Annotated in this window: 19 protein-coding genes; 12 read left to right on the top strand and 7 right to left on the bottom strand. The window is 33.0% G+C overall.

Features of this window, described 5'->3' with window-relative positions; genetic code table 11:
• Positions 1-460 precede the first annotated feature (460 nt).
• The 3 genes from DG435_RS18970 to DG435_RS18960 all read right to left on the bottom strand — a co-directional run bounded on the left by DG435_RS18970 (position 461) and on the right by DG435_RS18960 (position 5,384).
• Positions 461-1,789 carry a hypothetical protein gene (locus DG435_RS18970; RefSeq protein WP_106793367.1) on the bottom strand — a complete coding sequence of 443 codons (1,329 nt, stop codon included), beginning with the start codon at positions 1,787-1,789 and terminating at the stop codon, positions 461-463.
• A gap of 41 nt (positions 1,790-1,830) precedes the next feature.
• Positions 1,831-4,641, bottom strand: coding sequence for a TonB-dependent receptor (locus tag DG435_RS18965; RefSeq protein WP_108840651.1), 2,811 nt, complete (start codon positions 4,639-4,641; stop codon positions 1,831-1,833).
• 383 nt (positions 4,642-5,024) lie between these two features.
• The gene (locus DG435_RS18960; protein ID WP_024768184.1) at positions 5,025-5,384 is read right to left on the bottom strand and encodes a toxin-antitoxin system YwqK family antitoxin; all 360 of its coding nucleotides are present in this window, start codon (positions 5,382-5,384) and stop codon (positions 5,025-5,027) included.
• Positions 5,385-5,727: 343 nt separating this feature from the next.
• Here DG435_RS18960 and chrA point away from each other — a divergent pair, with 343 nt between their 5' ends.
• From chrA to DG435_RS18935, 5 genes are all read left to right on the top strand, one after another.
• Complete coding sequence (chrA, locus tag DG435_RS18955) at positions 5,728-6,858, top strand: chromate efflux transporter (protein ID WP_106793364.1); 1,131 nt, start codon at positions 5,728-5,730, stop codon at positions 6,856-6,858.
• A 282-nt stretch (positions 6,859-7,140) separates the two neighbouring features.
• Entirely contained in the window at positions 7,141-8,340 is a 1,200-nt protein-coding gene (locus DG435_RS18950; RefSeq protein ID WP_106793363.1) for a porin, read from the top strand.
• 77 nt (positions 8,341-8,417) lie between these two features.
• Positions 8,418-10,805: an inorganic phosphate transporter gene (locus tag DG435_RS18945; protein ID WP_108840650.1), complete on the top strand. Its 2,388-nt coding sequence runs from the start codon at positions 8,418-8,420 to the stop codon at positions 10,803-10,805.
• Positions 10,806-11,020: 215 nt separating this feature from the next.
• Positions 11,021-11,704 (top strand): response regulator transcription factor, encoded by a 684-nt coding sequence (locus tag DG435_RS18940; RefSeq protein WP_024768187.1) that lies wholly within the window; start codon positions 11,021-11,023, stop codon positions 11,702-11,704.
• Positions 11,704-12,783: a cell wall metabolism sensor histidine kinase WalK gene (locus DG435_RS18935; RefSeq protein ID WP_106790888.1), complete on the top strand. Its 1,080-nt coding sequence runs from the start codon at positions 11,704-11,706 to the stop codon at positions 12,781-12,783. Before DG435_RS18940 ends, DG435_RS18935 begins: the two co-directional genes overlap by 1 nt.
• Here DG435_RS18935 and DG435_RS18930 read toward each other — a convergent pair.
• Positions 12,721-13,776, bottom strand: coding sequence for a glycosyltransferase (locus tag DG435_RS18930; RefSeq protein ID WP_106790889.1), 1,056 nt, complete (start codon positions 13,774-13,776; stop codon positions 12,721-12,723). The two genes, DG435_RS18935 and DG435_RS18930, sit on opposite strands and share 63 nt — an antisense overlap.
• Before the next feature lie 327 nt (positions 13,777-14,103).
• On the opposite strand from DG435_RS18930, the gene trmB reads away from it, so the two are divergent.
• From trmB to DG435_RS18905, 5 genes are all read left to right on the top strand, one after another.
• Positions 14,104-14,778 (top strand): tRNA (guanosine(46)-N7)-methyltransferase TrmB, encoded by a 675-nt coding sequence (gene trmB, locus DG435_RS18925; protein WP_106790890.1) that lies wholly within the window; start codon positions 14,104-14,106, stop codon positions 14,776-14,778.
• A 14-nt stretch (positions 14,779-14,792) separates the two neighbouring features.
• Positions 14,793-15,422: a LysE family translocator gene (locus DG435_RS18920; protein WP_106790891.1), complete on the top strand. Its 630-nt coding sequence runs from the start codon at positions 14,793-14,795 to the stop codon at positions 15,420-15,422.
• Entirely contained in the window at positions 15,413-15,775 is a 363-nt protein-coding gene (locus DG435_RS18915; RefSeq protein WP_106790892.1) for an MGMT family protein, read from the top strand. The genes DG435_RS18920 and DG435_RS18915 overlap by 10 nt, the downstream gene beginning before the upstream one ends.
• Positions 15,776-15,949: 174 nt before the next feature.
• Positions 15,950-17,089 carry an Mrp/NBP35 family ATP-binding protein gene (locus tag DG435_RS18910; RefSeq protein ID WP_106791075.1) on the top strand — a complete coding sequence of 380 codons (1,140 nt, stop codon included), beginning with the start codon at positions 15,950-15,952 and terminating at the stop codon, positions 17,087-17,089.
• A 3-nt stretch (positions 17,090-17,092) separates the two neighbouring features.
• The gene (locus DG435_RS18905; protein WP_024768195.1) at positions 17,093-17,332 is read left to right on the top strand and encodes a NifU family protein; all 240 of its coding nucleotides are present in this window, start codon (positions 17,093-17,095) and stop codon (positions 17,330-17,332) included.
• A gap of 48 nt (positions 17,333-17,380) precedes the next feature.
• On the opposite strand, the gene DG435_RS18900 is transcribed toward DG435_RS18905, so the two are convergent.
• The 3 genes from DG435_RS18900 to DG435_RS18890 all read right to left on the bottom strand — a co-directional run bounded on the left by DG435_RS18900 (position 17,381) and on the right by DG435_RS18890 (position 20,727).
• Entirely contained in the window at positions 17,381-18,508 is a 1,128-nt protein-coding gene (locus DG435_RS18900; RefSeq protein WP_199852628.1) for an acyltransferase family protein, read from the bottom strand.
• Between the two features lie 124 nt (positions 18,509-18,632).
• Entirely contained in the window at positions 18,633-19,811 is a 1,179-nt protein-coding gene (locus DG435_RS18895) for an AraC family transcriptional regulator (protein ID WP_106790893.1), read from the bottom strand.
• A gap of 13 nt (positions 19,812-19,824) precedes the next feature.
• Positions 19,825-20,727: a metallophosphoesterase family protein gene (locus DG435_RS18890; protein WP_108840649.1), complete on the bottom strand. Its 903-nt coding sequence runs from the start codon at positions 20,725-20,727 to the stop codon at positions 19,825-19,827.
• 232 nt (positions 20,728-20,959) lie between these two features.
• Between DG435_RS18890 and DG435_RS18885 the strand changes: the two genes are divergently transcribed.
• A complete protein-coding gene (locus tag DG435_RS18885; RefSeq protein WP_024768203.1) occupies positions 20,960-21,742 on the top strand; it encodes an ABC transporter permease in 783 nt (260 codons plus the stop codon).
• Entirely contained in the window at positions 21,742-22,494 is a 753-nt protein-coding gene (locus DG435_RS18880) for an ABC transporter ATP-binding protein (protein ID WP_106790895.1), read from the top strand. Before DG435_RS18885 ends, DG435_RS18880 begins: the two co-directional genes overlap by 1 nt.
• Positions 22,495-22,510: the final 16 nt, after the last annotated feature.

Here is a 22,510-nt window from a genome sequence, read left to right as displayed (position 1 = left end):
CCCCACTATTATGGTTAGTTTAAGGGAATGTGACGTAGGAAAAATGAAAAAAAAGGTGAAACCTGTAGGATTCTTGAGGGAATTTGCGCCTAGGATTTATACTATTAAATTGCCAATAAACTACTGAATCATAAGGTATACTCGAATCAAATAAGGCATACTAATCTATATCATATTTTGAGTCTCAAATATTAACGGCGACACAAAATCTATTTTTTATAAATTATTAGAGAATTGTTATGAAGGTGTTAAACCGAGTAAATTTATAGAATCTGCCTTAACACTAAGATAAAACACCATAGCGAAATATGAGATTCTAAGATTAGTTTTCTTTACGTTTTTAACCTTTCAACTTGATTATTACCTATTTGTAAATTGTTTATTCTGAAATACACTAAAAAAAGAAGCCTGGCAATTAGCCAAGCTTCTATAATTCAAATACTTAATATGGGATATTATACTATAAACGAGTCCAATCTGATGTCCAGGTATCACTCTCTTGTAACGCTCCGACATAGTTAGCAGCGTCAAAGAATGCTCCTAATGTAGAAGGGTCAAAATTATCTACACCATCCACCGCAGCAGTATACGCATAGGTTCCTCTTACACCAGTAATTTCAAAACCAGTTGGTATAGCAGTACCTGCACTATTAAATGGAGCACCAGAACCATCTATCGTAAAATTATTAAAAGTTGCAAAATCTGCAAAATCCACAGTTGCACCACCATGATCCAAATCAAATGATTTTGCATTATCGATGATAGAATTTTTAACAATTACTTCATTATTATTAAGATTGATCAATGTTTGATCATCATCAACTTCAATTCCTTTTCCTGGGAATGCTTTGATTATAGCATTGTACATTGTTACTTTGGTTCCTGCTCTAAATTCAATTCCTTTATTTTCGCCATCACCATCTTCTGCACCGATTAGCGTAATATTAGATAAAGTAGGGTTAGAGAATGGAGCTGCATCAGGAGTAGAAGACAAATTATCTGCTTCGATTCCTTTATCTCCTGCAGCAGAAGTTTGCTGTGCGATCCAGAATTGCCCATTTCCTATCCATCCATCTGTCCAATCAAAAGAATCATCTCCCGCACCAGTTACAACAGCATATTTTAAATTTACGGTTCCGCCAAAAAATTCTACTCCATCATCATTTCCATTAAAAGCCTGGATATATTCTAAAGTAGTTCCATTACCAACACCATATAATGAAAGTCCGTTATATTCTGCATCATCATTAATTTTTCCTCCTGTATATTCTAAACGCACATAACGCAATATTCCCGAGTTATCTGCCGGATCAGTCCCCCCGTAGGTAAGGTTTGCAACTTCTGTAGTTGCCGTAGTACCTCTATTGATAGGAGCTTTACCAGCCAATAATAATCCTCCCCAATCTCCAGGATTAGGAGTAGATTTATTAGAGGTAAATACGATAGGTTGTGCTGCAGTACCTTCTGCAATAATTTTTGCTCCTTGCTCGATAGCTAAATATGAGAATACTCCTCCTACATCACCTGCGATAATTTTTGTTCCAGCTTCAATAGTTAATGTAACTCCGTCTACCACTGATACACCTCCTCTTAACTCGTATACTTCACTTGATTTTAACGTAGCATTTTCTGTAATCTGACCTTCTAATATTTCGGTTCCAGAAGTATCTCCTCCAGAACCTCCCTGGTTGATTGTGATATCTCCAATATTATCTTCTTGTATAGTACAAGCACTAAATAAAACTGCTGTTCCTATTAATATTCCCGTAAATAATTTTTTAGTTTTCATTTTATATAATGATTAATTTTAGTTGTGTTTTCCGTTTATAATTAAAGTTTAAAAGTAACTCCAAGGCTAAAGTTGATTCCATTATCAAATTTGTAGGTAGTAAACTCCTGACCTAAATCTTCTTGATCTTGGTATCGTTCTATAGATGGGTTTAATAAATTTTTAGCCTTAAGGCTTATTTCAACATGCTTTCCTATCTCATCTTTAAAATTAAAGTTTAGCACTCCGAATCCTTTTTCAAAAATATCTCCTACTCCATTTCCTCCAGCAGAATACACTCGATCTCCAAAAATGTTAAAATCCAAAGCTGAAGTAATTTTGTGATTACCAAATTCTTTGGCATACACTACATCTGCATTTACCAGAAAAGGAGAAGCACCTTGTAATTGTCTTTCTACATTAGTTGGAGCAATATTAGACCCATTAAACGTTGTAATTGTTGGGTCAATTTCTACCTGTGTATACATTATTGTAGTATTAACGCCAAAGTTTAGGCTGTTCCAGATTGTTTCTTCTACTTTAAAAAGATTACCCAGATTCTTTCTATATTCTAATTCTGCTCCAAAGATTACAGCATTATCAGAATTGATAAATGTGTTTACATTTGAAGCTGATGCTACATATACTTTTTCGATTGGGTTTTCGATATATTTACCAAATAATGTGGCTGCTACCAATTCGCCAGTCTGCTCGGGAAAATGTTCCCATTTGATATCAACATTATAGTTATCAGAATTACTAAGAATAGTATTTCCCAGAGTGGCTTCAGTAACATCTTCGTCTAAGAAAGGTGCTATTTCTGTAAATTTTGGCAGTGTAACTGTTTTACTAGCTGCAAAACGAAGGTTTGATGTTGAGTTTAATTCATATTTTAAACTTATACTAGGCAGGATAAACGTTTCATCAATCTTTTGTGTTTTAAAAGGAGACGTTTCTAAATCCTGTTGTTCTCTATAAAATATATTTTGCTCAAACAATTCTGCACGAACACCTCCATTGAAGGTTAATTTCTCTGTGAATGCATATTGTAAATTTGCATACCCAGCAATGGTTAATAAATCTGCTTCGTAAATTCTTGTTGGATTAAGATTTTCTAAAACAATGTATTCTCCACTAAGGAAATTAGTTTCGTTTAGTACTGCATCTGGATTATTAAAATCTACATTTTGATTTACAAGACTGTTAAGGTTGTAGTTCAACTGATTAGATTCAAAATCTCTATCTTTTGATCTTGCTGCTAATCCAACAGTAAGTGCATTTTTAAAATTATCATCTTCATCCTTTCCAAAATTAATATCAAAATCAATCTTACCAGAATAATCATTTTCATTTAATTCTTGATAAAAACGTTGATTGTTTGCCAAATCCGGACTTGTACGATTTCCTAAAACAAGGTTTCCATTTTGTAACTCTGTAAACACCAATTGACGTCTGTCGGGTATTAGTCCCTTTGCTTTATTATACGCAACTCCCCAATTTAGTTGATACTTACTTTCGTTAAACCTATGTTCTCCAGTAAGTTGCTGTGTAAACAGGTTATTTTGCTCATAGGTCCCTCTTCTTAAACGAATACCTACATCTGTATCTTCACTACTAACACCATCTGTAAATTCTCTGAGTTCATCCTCGGTATCATTAACAAATAAAGTAGTCGCAAGAATTTTATTATTACTATTCCATCGATATCCTAAACTTCCTAATAACGTAGTGTTAGTAAAATATTCATATCGATCTACATTTTTAAAATTTCCTAATCCAGTAATACTTTCTCCCTGAGAGTTAAAAGCAGCTTGGTTACCTCCCAAAGCAGTTCTATGATTTTGACTAAACGATCCAGTCACCAATACATCTAATTTCTGATCTTCTGCAATTGTGAAGGTTTTACCCCCTGTAATACTCATACCTCCATCTGGAGCATTAAATTTTTTAACAGGATTAAAAGAAGTACTAAAAGGATAGTAATCTATTTCTGTACTATTGTAATTGTAGTTCGGGATGTCTAAGAAAACAGGAACTCTTCTTGATCCATCATCTAATCCCCATTCATCGTATTGTCCTCCATTAAGTAAGAAAAAATCATTACTAACAGCATTAGAATTTACTCCCGAACTAAAACCAACTTCTAAAAAACCTTTTCCAGGACGATCTTTGGTATCGATATTTACACTTGCTCCTGCAAAATCACCATAGATATCTGGAGAATACGTTTTATAAATCCCTAAATTCTCAACTATATCGGTTGGAAATATACCCAGATCAATAAGTTTTAACTTTGGATTTAATGATGGGATAGGTAATCCATTTAAATAGGCATTGTTATAACGATCTCCTAATCCACGAACATATAATTTATCGCTCTGCCTAGAAATACCTGTTGCTTTAGTTAAACCTGTTGCAACATCACTGACTCCTTTTTTAGAAAGTTCTTGCGCTCCTATCTTTTGTTGAATAGTCACCGCATTTTTTTGTTCTAATAAAATAGCTGCTTCAGATTCTTTTTTGGTCGTAGTTTTAATTACAACTTCATCTAATGCAGCTGCACTTGCTGCTATAGAAGTATTGACTGTAGTGGTTTCATTTGATTTTACGATTACATCTTTAATGTCTAAAGTTTCATACCCTACAAAACTAAACTCTAGTACATATGTTCCTGGCTCCAGGTTTTCAATAGTATATAAACCATCAAAATCTGTAGTCGTTCCCTTGGTTGTTCCTTTAATTAATACATTAGCAAAAGGTAAAGGTTGATTATTAGATTCCTTGTCTAACAATGTTCCGGTAATCGAACCGGTTTCTTGCGCGAAGAGTATTCCTACAAAAAATAACGCAAAAAGTGTAACAATTTTTCTCATTTAACTTGTTCTGAAATTCCCGGCAAAGAACGACAGGCAGTGTTAAATCTGTGTTATTCAAAAATTAATTATGTGTCATATTAATGTTAGAAAATTGTTATCTCGCATTGTTTATTGAATGTTTTCTCAATATTAATTCAATGTTAGACTCGCATACAAACCACTGTAAACAAGAAATTAACACTAATAAAACTCTTCCTGAAAAAGATTCATTTTATTGTTAAGAAAACATATAACGAATACGTAATGTAAAAAAAATTATAACCTTTCTGAGATAGAAAAATCAAATCAAAGAAATAATACTATTCTTTTTTGAAAGTTTTAAAAACAAAAAAGACCTCCGATTAAGGAAGTCTTTTCTGTTTATTTTTTTGTGGTAAAATCTAATTTTTATAATTCACAACTACATTGTCTTTACCCGACCAAGTTGTTACATCAGCGATTTGATTTTTATTATAATTTACTTCAGATAATTTATCTGCATTCCAAAAAAACCATTTCCCTGTTTTTACTCCATTATTATATTGCCCCATGGCAATTTTCTTTCCTGTAGCATCATAAGATTTCCATTCTCCATGAAGTTTACCTTCTTTATTATAGAAACCCTGTTGTCTTACCGTTCCATCTTCAAAATAAAATGTACCTTTAATTTGATCTCCTTGCTTTTCAAAAGTCGGCTTTACATCCTGAGCCATTGCGGTTGCAGAAAACAAAATGGCCATTGCTACTATTATCTTTTTCATGATTTTAAATATTTTAGATTATTTGGGATGTCGACTTATATTATAAAAGTAGTACTTATTTTACATTTAAACAACATTTACGTAACATTAAATTAACATTAATCCTATAATATATTGATTATTAACTATTTAATCAATGTTAAATTTACCATTCGCAATATTTAAGATTTCTAATTCAGTCATCTATTCAGCTTTGTTTTTGTAAAGTTAAGACTCGTACTAATCTAGATAACAGCGTAGAATCAACAACTATGATTGGTAACATATTTTAGTCTAATTTAGTGGCTTATTTTATATTTTTGACCAGCTTAGTTCTGTGTATAATTCTAGAATCATACTATAAATGAATAAAAAGAAAAAGCTTATTGAGGTCGCTATTGTTTTCTTTAAATTAGGTTGTTTTGCTTTTGGTGGTCCTGCAGCGCATATTGCTATGATGGAGAACGAAGTAGTTGATAAAAGAAAATGGATGGATAAGCAACATTTTCTGGATCTTATCGGAGCCACAAACCTGATTCCTGGCCCTAATTCTACCGAAATGACGATGCATTGCGGTCATGAGCGTGCCGGAATTGCCGGTTTATTTGTCGCCGGAGCCTGTTTTGTTTTTCCTGCCGTAGTTATTACAGGAGTTTTGGCTTGGTTCTATACTTCTTATGGGCAGTTACCAGAAGTAACTCCTTTTATTTCAGGAATTAAGCCAGCTGTATTAGCCATTATTTTATCGGCAATTCTAAAATTAGGAAAGAAAGCATTAAAAAACTGGGAATTAGGTACTATCGGAGTTTTGGTGCTAATTTTTAGTTTATTGGGGGTAAATGAGGTTATTGCATTGTTAAGTGCAGGTCTTTTTGGAATATTATATTTTTATTCTAAATCGAAGTTAAATACCTCCTCCAAATCTTTTGCTCCGTTTTTCATATTTAAAATTTCTACACTTACTTTTATTAAACTTTCTTCTATAAAAGTTCTTTGGACATTTTTTAAAGTTGGTGCCATATTATATGGTAGTGGTTATGTTCTGTTTGCATATCTGGATGCAGAACTCGTAACAAAAGGATGGTTGACCAGACCAGAATTGATAGATGCTATTGCAGTAGGCCAATTTACACCAGGGCCTGTTTTATCTACTGCAACCTTTATTGGGTATCAATTAGCAGGATTTTGGGGAGCCATAGCTGCTACACTAGGAATCTTTCTCCCTTCTTTTCTTTTTGTATTACTTCTTAATCCATTAGTTCCCAAAATGAGGAAATCAATACTGCTTAGTTATTTTCTCGATACTGTAAATATTGCGGCTGTGGCTATCATGTTATCAGTACTATTTGTAATGTCTTTGGATACTTTAATCGACTGGAAAGCAATAAGTATTGCTTTGGTGGGTGTTATTATGATTTTTGGGTTTAAGAAAGTAAATCCTATGTGGATTGTACTCGGCGGATCACTTCTCGGCTACATGTTAAGTCTTGTATAGTGCCACTTTTAACGATAGCTTAAAGTTTTGGTAACATAAAAACTCGCCAAATAAAATATTTTTGGCGAGTCGTAAGACGACATTTGTAGTTTCAAAAAATCATATTAGTTTTTGTCGACTTAGATTTTTGAAATACAGGGCTAACCGAAAACGGTTAGCCTTTTTCGTTTTTGCATAAATACTTAAAAAAAACATTTTAATATAATCATTATAAAACATTAAGTTAACATTAACTTAACACTGATACAAGTTCTTTGCAAGCGACAAAAACTAGTATCGATTATGAAATTAAAGAATACACTAACAGCGTTAGTTCTATTTACGCTTTGTTTTGTAAATGCTCAGGAAACTACTGAGACTAAATTTGGAAAAGGAATCTTAAATGTTGTTGCCAAAGACAGCTCGTGGAGCATGAAATTTGCAACCAGATTTCAATTACTTTCTACTACCGGTTGGGATATTAACGATAATAATTATAGTAAACCCGAGACTAATTTTTTAGTAAGAAGAGCCCGTTTAAAATTTAATGGTTTTGCTTATAGCCCAAAACTTCAATATAAAATAGAGTTGGGATTATCTAATAGAGATATTTCTGGAGCTTCAGAATTCACTAGTAATGCTCCTCGTTATATTCTTGATGCCGTTATAAAATGGAATTTCTACAAAAACTTTACCCTTTGGGCTGGGCAAACAAAACTACCCGGTAATGTAGAACGTGTTATTTCCTCAGCAAACTTACAATTAGTAGATCGTTCCAGATTAAATAGCCGATTTAACATAGATCGTGATTTGGGAGTACAATTAAGACATCACTTTAAATTATCTGATAAATTTATAGTTAGAGAAGTTTTTGCAGTTTCTCAGGGAGAAGGAAGAAATATTACCAGTGGGAATTTAGGCGGCCATCAGTATACAGGAAGACTAGAATTGTTACCTTTTGGTAAATTTAAAGGTAAAGGAGATTATAAAGGAGGGGATCTTAAAAGAGAACAAACTCCTAAATTAATGCTGGCAGCAACTTATGATTTTAATGCAGATGCTGTAAAAAACAGAAGTAATCAGGGTTCTTATATGCAAACCAATACTGGTTTTTATGAGACTAATATCTCTACCATATTTGTAGATGCTGTGTTTAAGTATAAAGGTTTCTCTTTTATGGGAGAGTTTGCCGATAGAGATGCTGATGAAGCGATTGCTGTAGAAGAAGATGGGACACCAACAGGAGATATCGTTCAGGTTGGTAATGCATTAAATTTTCAAGCTGGATATTTATTTAAAAGCAATTGGGAAGTAGCTGGACGTTATACCAATCTTAATTATGATGCAATTGTTGGTAAAAGTCTTGAAGAACAATATACCTTAGGGGTATCAAAATATATTGCAGGGCATAACTTAAAAGTTCAATCTGATATAAGTTATACCACTGAAGATGGGGATAGTAGTGGATTAATGTATAGATTACAATTTGATATACATTTCTAAATCACAAGCTAATACATAACAGTTTGGTAACATTAAGCTGAGAATTGATTATAATATTTGCACCTTAAACAAAAAGTATGGATAATATTTATTTATTAATGGTAGTCGCGCTAGCGATATTAGCGATTGCCGATCTTATTGTGGGAGTTAGTAATGATGCTGTTAACTTCCTGAATTCTGCTATTGGTTCTAAAGCAGTGTCTTTTAGAACAATTATGATTGTTGCTAGTATTGGTATTGCAGCAGGAGCTGTTTTTTCTAGTGGATTAATGGAAGTAGCTCGTAAGGGTATATTTAACCCTGGCGAATTCTATTTTGATGAGATCATGATCATCTTTATGGCAGTTATGATTACAGACATACTCCTACTCGATTTTTTTAATACGCTGGGGATGCCTACTTCGACAACGGTATCTATTGTATTTAATCTTTTAGGAGCAGCAGTATCTATTGCTCTGATTAAAATTGGAGCAGATCAAGGATTAACTTTCTCTGATTTAGGGAATTATATTAATACTAAGACAGCAACAAAAATTATTAGTGGTATTCTGCTCTCGGTAGTGATAGCATTCTCTGTGGGTGCTATTGTACAATTTATAACCCGTTTACTACTATCCTATAATTTTGAAAAGAAAGCCAAATGGGTTGGTGCTTTATTTGGAGGGATTGCATTAACTGCATTACTATATTTCATTTTCATGAAAGGAATTAAAGGTACGAATTATGCTAAAGCCATAATTGATGTTGTTTATAATGGTGGGCCAGAAGGACTATTAGACTGGGCTAATAATTATTTTGGTAGTGCATACGAAAATGTAAAAGAATTGGCTAAAGCTCAAAAAAATCTATTTAAAATTGATGGAGATGCAGGGACAATTAAAATGACATTGAGAGGTTTTTTAGAAACCTATGTATTTCAGATCGTAGCTGCTGGTTTTGTACTGTGGTCAATATTGTCATATATTCTTATTAATTTCTTTAAAGTAAATATTTATAAGCTTATTATCATTGTAGGTACATTTGGATTAGCGTTGGCTTTTTCTGGTAATGACCTGGTAAACTTCATTGGTGTTCCAATTGCAGGCTGGCAATCTTATGAGGCTTGGGTAGTTTCTGGTGTTCCTGCAGCAGAGTTTTCTATGGATGTTTTAGCTAAAAAAAGTGAAACGCCAGTGTTATTATTATTCTTGGCAGGAGGAATTATGGTTCTTACATTATGGTTTTCTAAAAAAGCACGTTATGTTGCTGATACCGAAATTAATCTTTCCAGAGAAGGGGAAGCTAAAGAACGTTTTAAACCAAATTTTTTATCAAGAGGTGTTGTTAGAAGTACTGTTTTGATATCTCAAGGACTTGCTGCTATTACACCAAGACCTGCTATGGAATTTATAGAAAAAAGATTCACTAAACCTGTAATAGACCTACCAAAGAACAAAACTTACCAAATGCCTGCATTTGATATGGTAAGAGCAGCAGTAAATCTTATGGTAGCTGGAGTTTTGATTTCTATTGCAACTTCTATGGGATTACCACTTTCTACAACCTATGTTACTTTTATGGTAGCAATGGGTACCTCATTAGCAGATAGAGCATGGGGAACAGAAAGTGCTGTGTATCGTGTAGCTGGAGTACTTAACGTGATTGGCGGATGGTTCTTTACAGCTATAAGTGCCTTTATTGCAGCAGCAGCAGTAGCATTTTTGATTAATCTTGGTGGTCCTATAATGATTGCAGTACTATTACTTGTAGCAGTATTGCTTTTAGCGAGAAATACTATTAATTATAGAAAAAGAGTCAAAGCAGAGAAAGCTGAAGACAGTCTTAAAAATTCTGAAAGTAGCTCTGTTCAAGGAGTGATCGAAGAAAGCGCAGATAACATCAAATCCTTTGTAAATAGAGGAAATAAGATTTACACAAGTACAATCGAAAGCCTTGTAAAATATGATTTGATAGCCTTAAAGAAAAGTAAAAAAGGAATTGCTAAACTAGATGAAGAAGTAGAAGAGCTAAGAGATAACATTTTTTACTTTATCAAGAATCTCGACGAGTCTAGTGTAGGTGCCAGTAACTTCTATATTAATATTTTAGGATATCTGCAAGATATGTCTCAATCTTTGGAATATATTACCAAGGCAAGTCATAAACATGTAAATAACAATCATAAAAAACTTCGATTCAATCAGATCAAAGACTTAAAAGAGATCGAAGAGCAATTAAATGAGTTGTTTAAACAAATCAAAAAAGCATTTAGCGATAGAGATTTTGATCATATAGATAATATTATTAATGAAAAACAAGAGCTCTTCAATAAAGTAAATCAAAAAATTGATAAACAAGTTGCTAGAACAAGAACTGAAGAAAGTAGCCCAAAAAATACAACGCTGTATTTTGGATTACTATTAGAAACCAAAGATCTTATTACCGCAACAATGAACTTGTTAGAGACCTATAGAGAACATAAATAGTAAATCTCATCTTCAAGTAAATTATAAAAAAGGCTAAATATTAATTTATTTAGCCTTTTTTCTTTTCACAAAAAGAATTCAAAAAAATAACTACGTTAAGTAAATGTTATCTACTCATCCCTTTAATGTTAGTTTATCGTTACCAAGTCTATATAAATATGTATACTTCGTATTAAGTAGTATATTTATCCAATGTTATGTAATGCTATACAATAATGAATAAAAAAGATATTACGATACTATTAGTTGATGATGAACCTGATATTTTAGAAATTGTCGGGTACAATCTTACTGCAGAAGGATATACTGTATTAACTGCTGAAAATGGAGTTGAAGCTGTAAAAGCAGCAAAAAAGAAAAAGCCGCACTTAATCATTCTTGATGTAATGATGCCAGAAATGGATGGTATAGAAGCTTGTGAGCATATACGAAAGCTACCAGATTTACAAAATACAATCATTACTTTTCTTACAGCACGTGGTGAAGATTATTCTCAAGTTGCTGGTTTTGATGCAGGTGCAGATGATTATATCACAAAACCTATTCGCCCTAAAGTTTTGGTAAGTAAAGTAAAAGCCCTGTTAAGAAGACTTAAAGAAGAGGAATCCTCAGATAATGTTGTTAAGATAGGAAACCTGGTTATCAATAGAGACGAATATAAAATTGTCAAAGATAAAAAGGAGATTGTATTACCTAGAAAAGAGTTCGAATTATTATCTTTATTGGCCTCTAAGCCCGGTAAGGTTTTTAAGCGAGAAGATATCCTTGATAAGGTTTGGGGCAATGAAGTTATTGTAGGAGGCCGTACTATTGATGTTCATATTAGAAAACTAAGAGAGAAAATCGGGGATAACAGCTTCAAAACTATTAAAGGAGTAGGATATAAGTTTGTAGTTTAATGGCAGAAAATTTTAAAAAGTCGTACAGGTTCGCATACCTATCGTCTTTATATATAACCATATTAATAACGCTCGCATTGAGCGTTTTTTTATATACTCAATCCCTGTTTAACCCATTTTTTATAATAGGTTTTATAGCAATCTGTTATATGATTTGCTTTATAATCATACAGTACAGAGTAGAGAAATTTATTTATCGTAGGGTACGTAAAATCTATGATGATATAGAGATGTTAGAGGTAGACTCTATTGGAGATGGTCCTGTTACAACAGACATGAGAACTCTTATCAAAGAAGTTGAGAAGTTTGCTCAACAAAGAAAAACAGAGATCGAAACTTTAAAAATCAGAGAAGCATATCGTAAAGAATTTATGGGTAACGTTTCTCATGAATTAAAAACACCTTTGTTTACTGTTCAGGGATATGTTCTTACCCTTCTTGATGGCGCAATGAATGATCCCGAGATTCTTGACAAATACTTAAATCGAGCTAATAAAGGAGTCGAACGTTTAATCTACATTGTAAATGATCTGGACATGATTACCAAGTTAGAAACTGGTGATCTCAATCTCAACTATACCAACTTTGATATTGTAGAATTAGTACAAAGCGTATTTGATTTATATGAGATGAAAGCGTCAAAAAAGAACATCGCCCTTACTTTTGACATGAACTATGAAGAACCTATACTTGTGCATGCGGATAAAGAACGTATACAACAAGTACTCTCTAATTTGATTGTAAATTCAATAAAATACGGAAAAGAAGACGGTACTACAGAAGTAAGCATCGAAGATTTGATCCGTAATAAAACCATTATTAGAATCACTGATAATGGTGAAGGGATTGCGCAAGCCCATATTCCTAGATTATTCGAGCGTTTTTATCGTGTAGACAAAAGTGGATCGCGTAAAGAAGGTGGATCTGGTCTTGGACTAGCTATTGTAAAGCATATTATCGAGGCACATCATGAGCGTATTTATGTAGAAAGTGATTATCGAGTTGGAAGTGAATTTTCATTTACTTTGGAAAAAGTGAAAAAGTTCCCTATAGTCAATATCAGTACTAAAACTACTTAACCCCCTATACGCATTTAAATCTCTTAGTTTTGTTAATGTAAATTCGTTCTGATTACAACTAGGAACTAATTTATTAATAGTTAAACGCTCAGCCAAATATTCTTGTTCAAACTGCCCGGGAGTTGGGATAAAAAAAGCTTTTTTCTTCAGTTTTGCAAGATCCATTACTGTTGTATATCCAGATCTCGAAATAATCAAATTACTACTATTAATAGTATCTTCCAGATCTTTTCCCGTTAGATAATTATGAATAGTGATATTATTTTTCACAAACGTCTGCTGGGTTTCCTCAATACGTCCACGTACAAATACAATCCTCTTATCACTTTGTTCGAATTCGTGAAATAGTTTTTGCTCTAGTAATGTACGTTGTGGCTCTGGTCCAGAAAGCAATACCATAATATCATATTTTTTAGGTACAACATGATATTCAAATCTACTTAATGGCCCAAGATAAGTCACAGGAATATTGTTTTTTCTGGGATGGCCTAATTCACCACTAAGATTAGGATCGTCTGCCATATCAGGAACCCAACACACATCAAATTTTTTAATATACTTGTTATGTAACTTAGTACTTATAGAAGTAGTTTTTCCGCTTAATACAGTAAGTTGATGCGTAATAAATACCGAAGGAATACTCTTATGTCGTACTCCCATTCTATTATCAGAGATAATGCCACAAAATTTTTCCTCTTCAATGATTCTTTTTATTGCTTTTTTTTCAGCATTAATTGCATGAGCAATTTTAGGACTATTTAACAACATCTTTAATTTGAAGTTACTTCCTTTTTTAGAATACTCGATATTATAGGAAGGGAGTTCTTTGGTAAGTAACAAAGGAAACTCCTTTTTTAATAACGATAAGGCAACTCCATCAGAAGCAATAACAGGCTCCAGACCTTCTGCTAATAATGCATTAATAATAGGAATACATCGGGTTGCATGACCTAGCCCCCAATTAAGAGGAGCAACAAGTACTTTTTTCTTCAAACGTTCTAGTATTTAAGTTGTTATAGTAACTATCAATTTGATTCTTAATAATAAAAGTAATCCTATTTTCTTATGCATATATTTCCTTAATTTTACCAAAAAATTATCTTTAGTGAAATTTCATATTCAAAAACAAGAGTGTATTGATTATTTAATTGAAGCTGAAGGGTAGGAAAAACAAGTATATCTCATAGCAAAATGAGATATACTCCTGGTATTCGACGTAAAAAACCACGTCAATCATAAAAAAAGGATAGTATCGAGAAGAGTTAGTGTAACACAAATCGAATTTAAAAGACAAGTAAATAAAGAAATTAAGAGGATCAAGTGGGAAGCAAGAATAAATTAAAACGATTTAACGAAAACAAAACCTTTCATAATGTAGTAGAACCTACTCGAGAGGATGTGCTTAATAATACTTTGGGATATAAAGGAAAATGGAATGATAAATTCTTCAAAAACCAAAAACCAATTGTTCTCGAATTAGGTTGTGGTAAAGGAGAATATACTGTAGGATTAGCAGAACAATATCCCGATAAGAATTTTATTGGTATCGATATCAAAGGAGCTCGTTTTTGGCGAGGAGCAAAAACTGCAATCGAAGATGAGATTCGTAATGTGGGATTTATAAGAACTCAAATAGAATTAATCGATCATATTTTTGAAGAAGAAGAAATTGATGAAATATGGATTACCTTCCCTGATCCGCAAATCAAATATAAACGTACAAAACATCGATTAACCAATCATGATTTTTTACAACGTTATAAAAAAGTCCTAAAACCAGATGGTATTGTACATCTTAAAACAGATAGTGAATTTATGCATGGATACACATTAGGATTATTGCATGGTGAAGGACATGAAGTACTCTATTCTAACCATAATGTTTATCATAATGAAGGGTCTCCAGAGGTTGTAACTTCTATTCAAACTTTTTATGAAAAACAATATTTAGAACAAAATAAACCTATAACTTACATCCAGTTTAGGATCACGTAATTACCTCAGTAATTTTGGAAACTACCAAGTTATTTTTAGTCACATTTTTTGCATCACTGGTTGGAGTGATTCCACCTGGATTGGTAAATATGACCGTTGCCAGAACCTGCCTTGAAAGAGGTAAAAATAACGGAATCTTAGTTGCAGTTGGTGCATCAATAGTTGTGATATTTCAGGCACTGATAGCAATTCTTCTAGCCAAGTATATTTTCTTCAATCCATATGTTAGAAATATATTACTTCGTACAGGAGCAGTGATCTTTTTTTTCATGGCCATCTATTTTTTTGCAAAAGCAAAGCAAAAAAGTACAAAAATAAAGGTCTATAGAAATAATGACACCAGAAGCTTTTTTAAAGGTGTTATGATGTCTGCAATTAATGTATTACCCATACCCTATTTCTGTGCTATTGCTGCAGGAATGAGTGTTAGCGGAAAAATAGAATATGACACCTTGCGAATTACTGCTTTTATCATAGCAGCAGGAGCAGGAACCTTTGTAACGCTCTATTTTTATGTGTTTTCTTTCCTTAAAATCGAAAAGAAAACTGCATCTATTGCCAAATACTCTAATTACTTTATGGGGATATTAATGTTGATTCTAGTAGTTATAACCTTAGCAAGAATTATATACACATGGGAGTAAAGAAAAATGATATAGATACCGGATCAGAGTCTGGCACAAATTTTTTTGAAAGAGTATATGAAGTCGCCAAACTTATTCCATATGGCAGAGTTACTTCTTATGGAGCTATCGCAAAATGTTTGGGTGCCGCACGTAGTGCTCGAATGGTAGGCTGGGCTATGAATGCCTGTGGAGATCGTGAAGATATCCCTGCCCACCGTGTTGTAAATAGAAAAGGAATTCTTAGCGGAAAACACCACTTTCAAGGCACAAATCTAATGCAGCAGTTGCTAGAAAATGAAGGTGTTGAAGTGATCGATAATCAAATCATCAATTTCGAAAAATTGTTCTGGGATCCTATGAAAGAGTTATAATTCTTCCTATATCCTAGTATTTATAAATTTTTCAAAAATTAAGATATAATCAATAGCGATGCAGCTATAAATCATTTCAATTTATAGGCTTTATAATCTTAACTTTTCAACCTATCTTTGCGTTTAGGATCAATCCTAATTGATAAAATTAGTTTAGAAAAAGAAATAATACTCATGAAGTTAGAGAAATCGGATATTTTAAAAGCATTAGAAACTATCACCGTTGCTGGAGAAGGCAAGAATATGGTAGAAAGTGGTGCTGTAAAAAATGTAATTACTTTTGGTGATGAGGTCATTGTAGATTTAGTCTTGACCACTCCGGCATTACATATTCGTAAACGTGCCGAAGTAGATGTAATGAAAGTTATTCATGAGAAAGTATATGAAAAAGCAAAAGTAAAAGTTAATCTTAAAGTTGAAGCTCCCGCAGCTCAACCTCAAAACAACGAGATTAAAGGAAAATCTATCCCAGGAATTACTAATATTATTGCGGTAGCTTCTGGTAAAGGAGGTGTAGGTAAATCTACTGTAACCTCTAATATTGCAGTAACTTTGGCTAAAATGGGATTTAAAGTTGGGGTATTGGATGCAGACATTTATGGCCCTTCTGTTCCTATAATGTTTGATGTAGAACGAGAACGACCTCTTTCTGTAAAAGAGGATGGAAAATCTAAAATGAAACCTATAGAAAATTATGGCGTTAAGATCTTATCTATTGGGTTTTTTACACAACCAAATCAGGCAGTGGTCTGGAGAGGACCAATGGCGGCAAAAGCACTAAATCAAATGATTTTTGATGCGGCATGGGGTGAGCTTGATTTCATGTTAATCGATTTACCACCAGGTACAGGAGATATACACCTTTCTATTATGCAATCTCTACCAATAACCGGAGCTGTGGTGGTTAGTACCCCACAAAATGTAGCATTAGCAGATGCCAGAAAAGGGGTAGCTATGTTTCAGCAAGACAGTATTAATGTACCTGTCTTGGGGATTATAGAAAATATGGCATATTTTACACCAGAGGAGCTTCCTAACAATAAATATTATATCTTTGGTAAAGAAGGAGCTAAATACCTTGCAGAGGATCTTGATGTTCCATTTTTGGGAGAGATTCCATTAGTGCAAAGTATACGTGAAGCTGGAGATGCTGGTAGACCTGCTGCATTACAAACAGCAACACCAACAGAAAAAGCTTTTGAGGAATTGACAAAGAATGTGGTTCAGGAAGTAGTGAACAGAAACGATAATCTGCCTCCTACCGAAGCAATTAAAATAACAACAATGGCAGGCTGTTCTGCTGTAAAAAAATAGAAAATGACTTCTGAAGAATTAAAAATTAATGTAGAAAAGGCCTTAGATGAAATAAGACCTTTTTTGGAAAGTGATGGAGGAAACATTTCTTTAATTTCTATTGAAGATGGAAAGATCGTTAAAGTTCAGTTAGAAGGTGCATGTGTAGGGTGTAGTGTAAATCAAATGACCCTTAAATCTGGAGTAGAAATGACCATTAAAAAATATGCTCCTCAGATTGAAGCTGTACTTAATATAGAATAAGTATATTACTTAATAATACAAAAACCCTATGCTTAAGGAGTAAATCCCTTAAGCATAGGGTTTTTTTAGTCCAAAAAATGGGTGTAAAACAGGTATTCTTAAAATGATTAAATGATAGATCATCCAACTGCCTAAAAATGTACCAAAAATTAATACTGAGAACTTAGATAAAAATCCCCAATCCAGATTCATTACATAATACCCTATTGCAATCATAATCGTTTGATGTAAAATATAAAAGGGATACACTGCTCGGTTACAATATGCTAATTTTTTACTCTTCTTATTTAAGAATTTTGCTCCATACCCAAATAGTACCAAAATCCAGGACCACAAACTAATTACTTTAACTAACGCTTCAGAGAAATGTACAAATGTGCTATCTTCTAATTGCAACCATATCCATATTTGTGTACTAAATGTAATAACCCCTATGGTTAGTGCTTTAGATTTTATTCGATCTATACTATTCCAGAATTCTTTTCCAGATGCGATGAGAACAAATCCAAAGAAAAATAAAATGAGACAATTTATAAAATTGAACCAATCATCGATTAATGCATGAGTGACAGGAAAAAAAGGTTCTAAAAATGCCTCAGTTAAATATAATGGTATAATAAAAAGATATAACCCATACTTTTTTTGCACTTTTCCTTTGACCCAGATAACTAGTTTTGTTGGATTTTTTTTAATCCAGATAAATACTGGTGAAAGCACTATAGAAAATATCAAAAGATAGGGCAAGAACCAGAGATGATGCCAACTAAAATTACCTTCCGGATATATCCCGGCATATGCTATGGTAGTAAAATATTCTATTAGCGAACCAGAGAATTGATGGTTTGACATACGTTCAAAATATACCTGTGGAGGGACAATAAATAACATCCCAAAGAGTAATGGAATTGCCAATCTTTTAATACGTTCCAGATTAAATTGCCATAAATTTCTGGAAGAAAGTGCATAGTAGGTACCCATACCTGATATCACAAATAAAATAGGCAAACGCCATTGATTTAAAAAGAGCATAGGCCAACGAAGCCAATCATAAATTATGTTGTTTTTAATATGAAATCCCCAAGGCACAAAAAACATTCCTACATGATAAAAAATCAATAATCCAAATACAATAACCCGTAACCAGTCGAGATCATATCGACGAATTTGTTTCTCCATAATACGTATACTATTAAAAATTTGTTTCGTCAAAAGTGAAGTATTTTGCCTATAATCAGCTACCAAAAAAATAGTATTACGTCTAGAATTATAATTTTAGACATTTTTTGACCGGTGTTTGATCCTAAGAAACAGGTTTTTGAAATTTCATAAATGCTTTTGGGGACATTTCTACATGTTTTTTAAAAGCGTTATAAAATGTAGCTTTTGATTTAAAACCAACAGAATTACCTATAGCCTCAATAGTGAGATGACTATAATTTTTATCCAGTAATCTTTTTTTTGATTCTTCAATTCGATATTGATTTATGAAATCATTAAAATTCAAACCGGTATTTGCATTTATGATTTGAGAAATATAATTAGAATTAGATCCTAAGGTTTTTGCCAAATCTTTTAATGAAGCCGAAGGCAATAAATAGTATGTTTCGTCTTCTATAAAAGCTTTTATTTCTTTTATAGAATTTTGATCATTTTTAATTTTTGAAGTTTCATACTTGTCAGCTATCCATGAATTTTCAAAGAATCGTGATTCTGAGAGTAGAACAAAAGTTGTGATTAGAATAAGAGCTGTAAGAAAGATAAAAATATAATGATCACCTGCATCATCTTCAAAATTTAGAAATACTAAAAACACAAGGATAAATGTTGCCAGAAATCCAATAATCGTATTTCTAGAAAAATCATATTTATTAACTTTTATACTATTTGCATTTTTAGTTTTACTAGCATAAAAATGCCTTACTATAAGTCGTATAGATAGTATAATATAAATGATAAAACTGGATAAGACGAGCCATCTAAATTCATCCTTTATCCATAGGTAAGAATAATTGGTATCATCTGGAACTGGGATTCTTTGTATTTCTGAAAAATATGCTCCTAAATATGCATTAATCTTTACAGAAACGGGTTGTATATAATATGTTATCTGAGACAAAAAATATACTACAGATGGCAAAACATGAATCCAATACCTCTTAAAAGTAATTGAGTTTCTTTCGAGCAATGCATAAATAAACAAATATATCGATGGCCCCAAAAGCAATACTAAAGGCTCTGTACTGTCGTTTACATGTGGCACATATTTTAACAGCCCAGTATAACATAAAAAAACATCAATTGCGATAATAGATTGCAGCAATAAAGACCACCCATATATTCTAAAAGCAGTATTTTTTGAGGTTCTAAAAAGAATTACCAAACTTAGTAGTATTCCTAAAAACACACCTAAAAACATAAAATATGATACTGGATTATGACGTATCGGGATTTTATCAATTATGCATTGAATACTTTCCATCAAATAAGATCATCTATTCTGTAATAAACTCAGTAAGCTTTTGAGGTCCTTCTAGAGGGACTCTAATGATTTTTAATGTCCCGTCTTCGGTAGTCGAAATTTGCCACTTCATCAAAGTGATACTACCATTTTCAATTTCTATTCCTGTAATAGATCTGGGATGTACACAACTTCCGTCATTAAACAAAGCTAGTTCTCCAGCTTCTGGAAATCGAGGTCTATGAGTATGACCTATAATAGTTAACAAGTTCTCATTATTGGCTATCCATTTTTTGATTCTGCGTTCTATTCGTATAGTTTCTTTGTAGTTTTTTGCAGGACTGGTTGGATCTGCTATCCCCACTACCTGAAGAGGTTTCCATAAAACCCGTACAAGAAACCTATTTATTCTCCAGCCTATATAATTCATAAAATCTGCCTGATGACCATGAATCAGGAAAACTTCCTGCCCTGTATTCTTATGTTTCAACACAATAGCTTCATTATATTTTATACCAGGAAACAAAGGAACTTCTTTATCTGTATCTGTTTTTTGATCAAAATAAGAACTAAGATGTTTTTTTACGTATTTGGGATCTCGATATACCATATCATGATTACCCCAAATCAAATTCAATATATAGTCTGCGTGAAATAATTGTAATAACTCGTATATATCTTTATGTGCTCTAAATATGGTTTCGAAACTTAAATTCTCCCAAAGTTCATCTCCATCACCTAATTCACAATAGGTAAATCCTTCGGTATAATAGTGTTTTAAAGCATGGAAATAAATATTACGATTATTAGCAAACTCATCTGCAAAACTATTATCTCCCCGGTGACAATCACTAAAAAAGATGAACTTAGAAGTATCATCAAACGGAATTACTTTGGCATTTTTATAAGCACGATCCAAACGGGATTGAGAAGACATACATTACGTTTTTAGTAAATATACAATACTATATATCTTATTTGTGTTCGACCACCTAAAAAATACATAACACTTTAACACAAGTTTGTACTTGATTCTTGTTCTAATTGTCGCAAATACTTAAAACTCTTTACGTACATCTTCAAGCATTTATACCCAGGATACCTGATTTATGTCATTTTTATTGGCAAATGCTACTCCTATCTTTGAGTAACCTTGAAGCAGATTATTTATGACACAATCACTTCGCATAGTAGAAAGGACCAAAGCTTTTTTTACAGAGATAGGCGATTTGTCATATTTCTCAGGACGTTTTTTTAAAGAAGTATTTACCCGGCCTTTTGAGTTTCAGGAACTATTACGACAGTGCTATAATATGGGTAATCGTTCTTTACTTTTAGTTGGAGTAACCGGGTTTATTTTAGGGCTGGTTTTTACGCTTCAGTCTCGACCTACTTTAATGGAGTTTGGTGCAGAGTCCTGGATGCCTTCTATGGTCGGGATTTCTATTGTGAGAGAAATCGGACCCGTAATTACTGCTCTTATTTGTGCAGGACGCATTGGTTCTGGAATTGGTGCAGAACTAGGTTCTATGCGAGTAACAGAGCAAATCGACGCTATGGAAGTATCAGGAACCAACCCTTTTAAGTATCTTGTTGTTACTCGTATTACAGCAACAACCTTAATGCTTCCTATATTGATCATCTTTGGAGATGCAATTGCTCTATTTGGTTCAGCCATTATCGAAAATCTAAAAGGAGCTGTCTCCTATCAATTATATTTTAATCAGGTATTTGATGCCATAAAGTATAGTGATATTATCCCTGCTACAGTAAAATCATTCTTTTTTGGATATGCGATAGGATTAGTAGGATGTTACAAAGGATATTACTGTAAAAAAGGAACTGCAGGTGTTGGCGAGGCATCAAACTCTGCAGTAGTATATACTTCAATGTTATTATTTGTCATTGACTTCGTAGCAGTATTTCTGGCAGATATATTTTTTGAAATTTAATGAAACTTAAAAAAAACATAACCTCTGTTCTGGAGATCAAAGATTTAAGAAAAAACTTTGGCAATAATCACGTGCTCAACGGATTTAATCTACAATTATTTGAAGGAGAAAATCTGGTTGTGATGGGCAAATCGGGTTCTGGTAAATCAGTAATGATCAAATGTCTGGTGGGGTTAATGCAAGCAGATAGTGGTAGTATACAAATAAAAGGGCAGGACATTACTATTTTGGGACAGATAGAACTGGATTTACTTCGAACCGAGATTGGTTTTTTGTTTCAGGGTAGTGCTCTATATGATTCTATGACTGTTCGCGAGAATCTGGAATTTCCTTTGCGCAGACATAAAGATAAATTGAATATGACAAGGCGTACTGAAGCTTTAGTTATAGAAGCACTCGAAAATGTAGGTTTAGCACATGCAATTGACCTAATGCCATCAGAACTTTCAGGAGGGATGCAACGCCGAGTAGCACTGGCAAGAGCCTTGATCCTAAAGCCTAAAATTATTCTTTATGATGAACCTACGACCGGATTAGATCCAATAACCTCTAAAGAAATTATCGAGTTAATGCGCAGTATTCAAAAAAAATATGGAACCTCATCATTAATCATTACACATGATGTGGATTGCGCAAGAGTGATTTCTAACAGAATTATTTTACTCGTAGACGGAATTAATTATGCAGAGGGAACATATCAGGAATTATCTCAATCAAATGACCCCCAGGTAAAAGCTTTTTTTAAGCATTAGAAGATAGATAAAACTA

The organism is Aquimarina sp. Aq78, from assembly GCF_900299525.1.
GTDB lineage: Bacteria > Bacteroidota > Bacteroidia > Flavobacteriales > Flavobacteriaceae > Aquimarina.
Note: the sequence above shows the minus strand (reverse complement) of the source record. Positions and strands in the feature narration are given on the sequence as shown.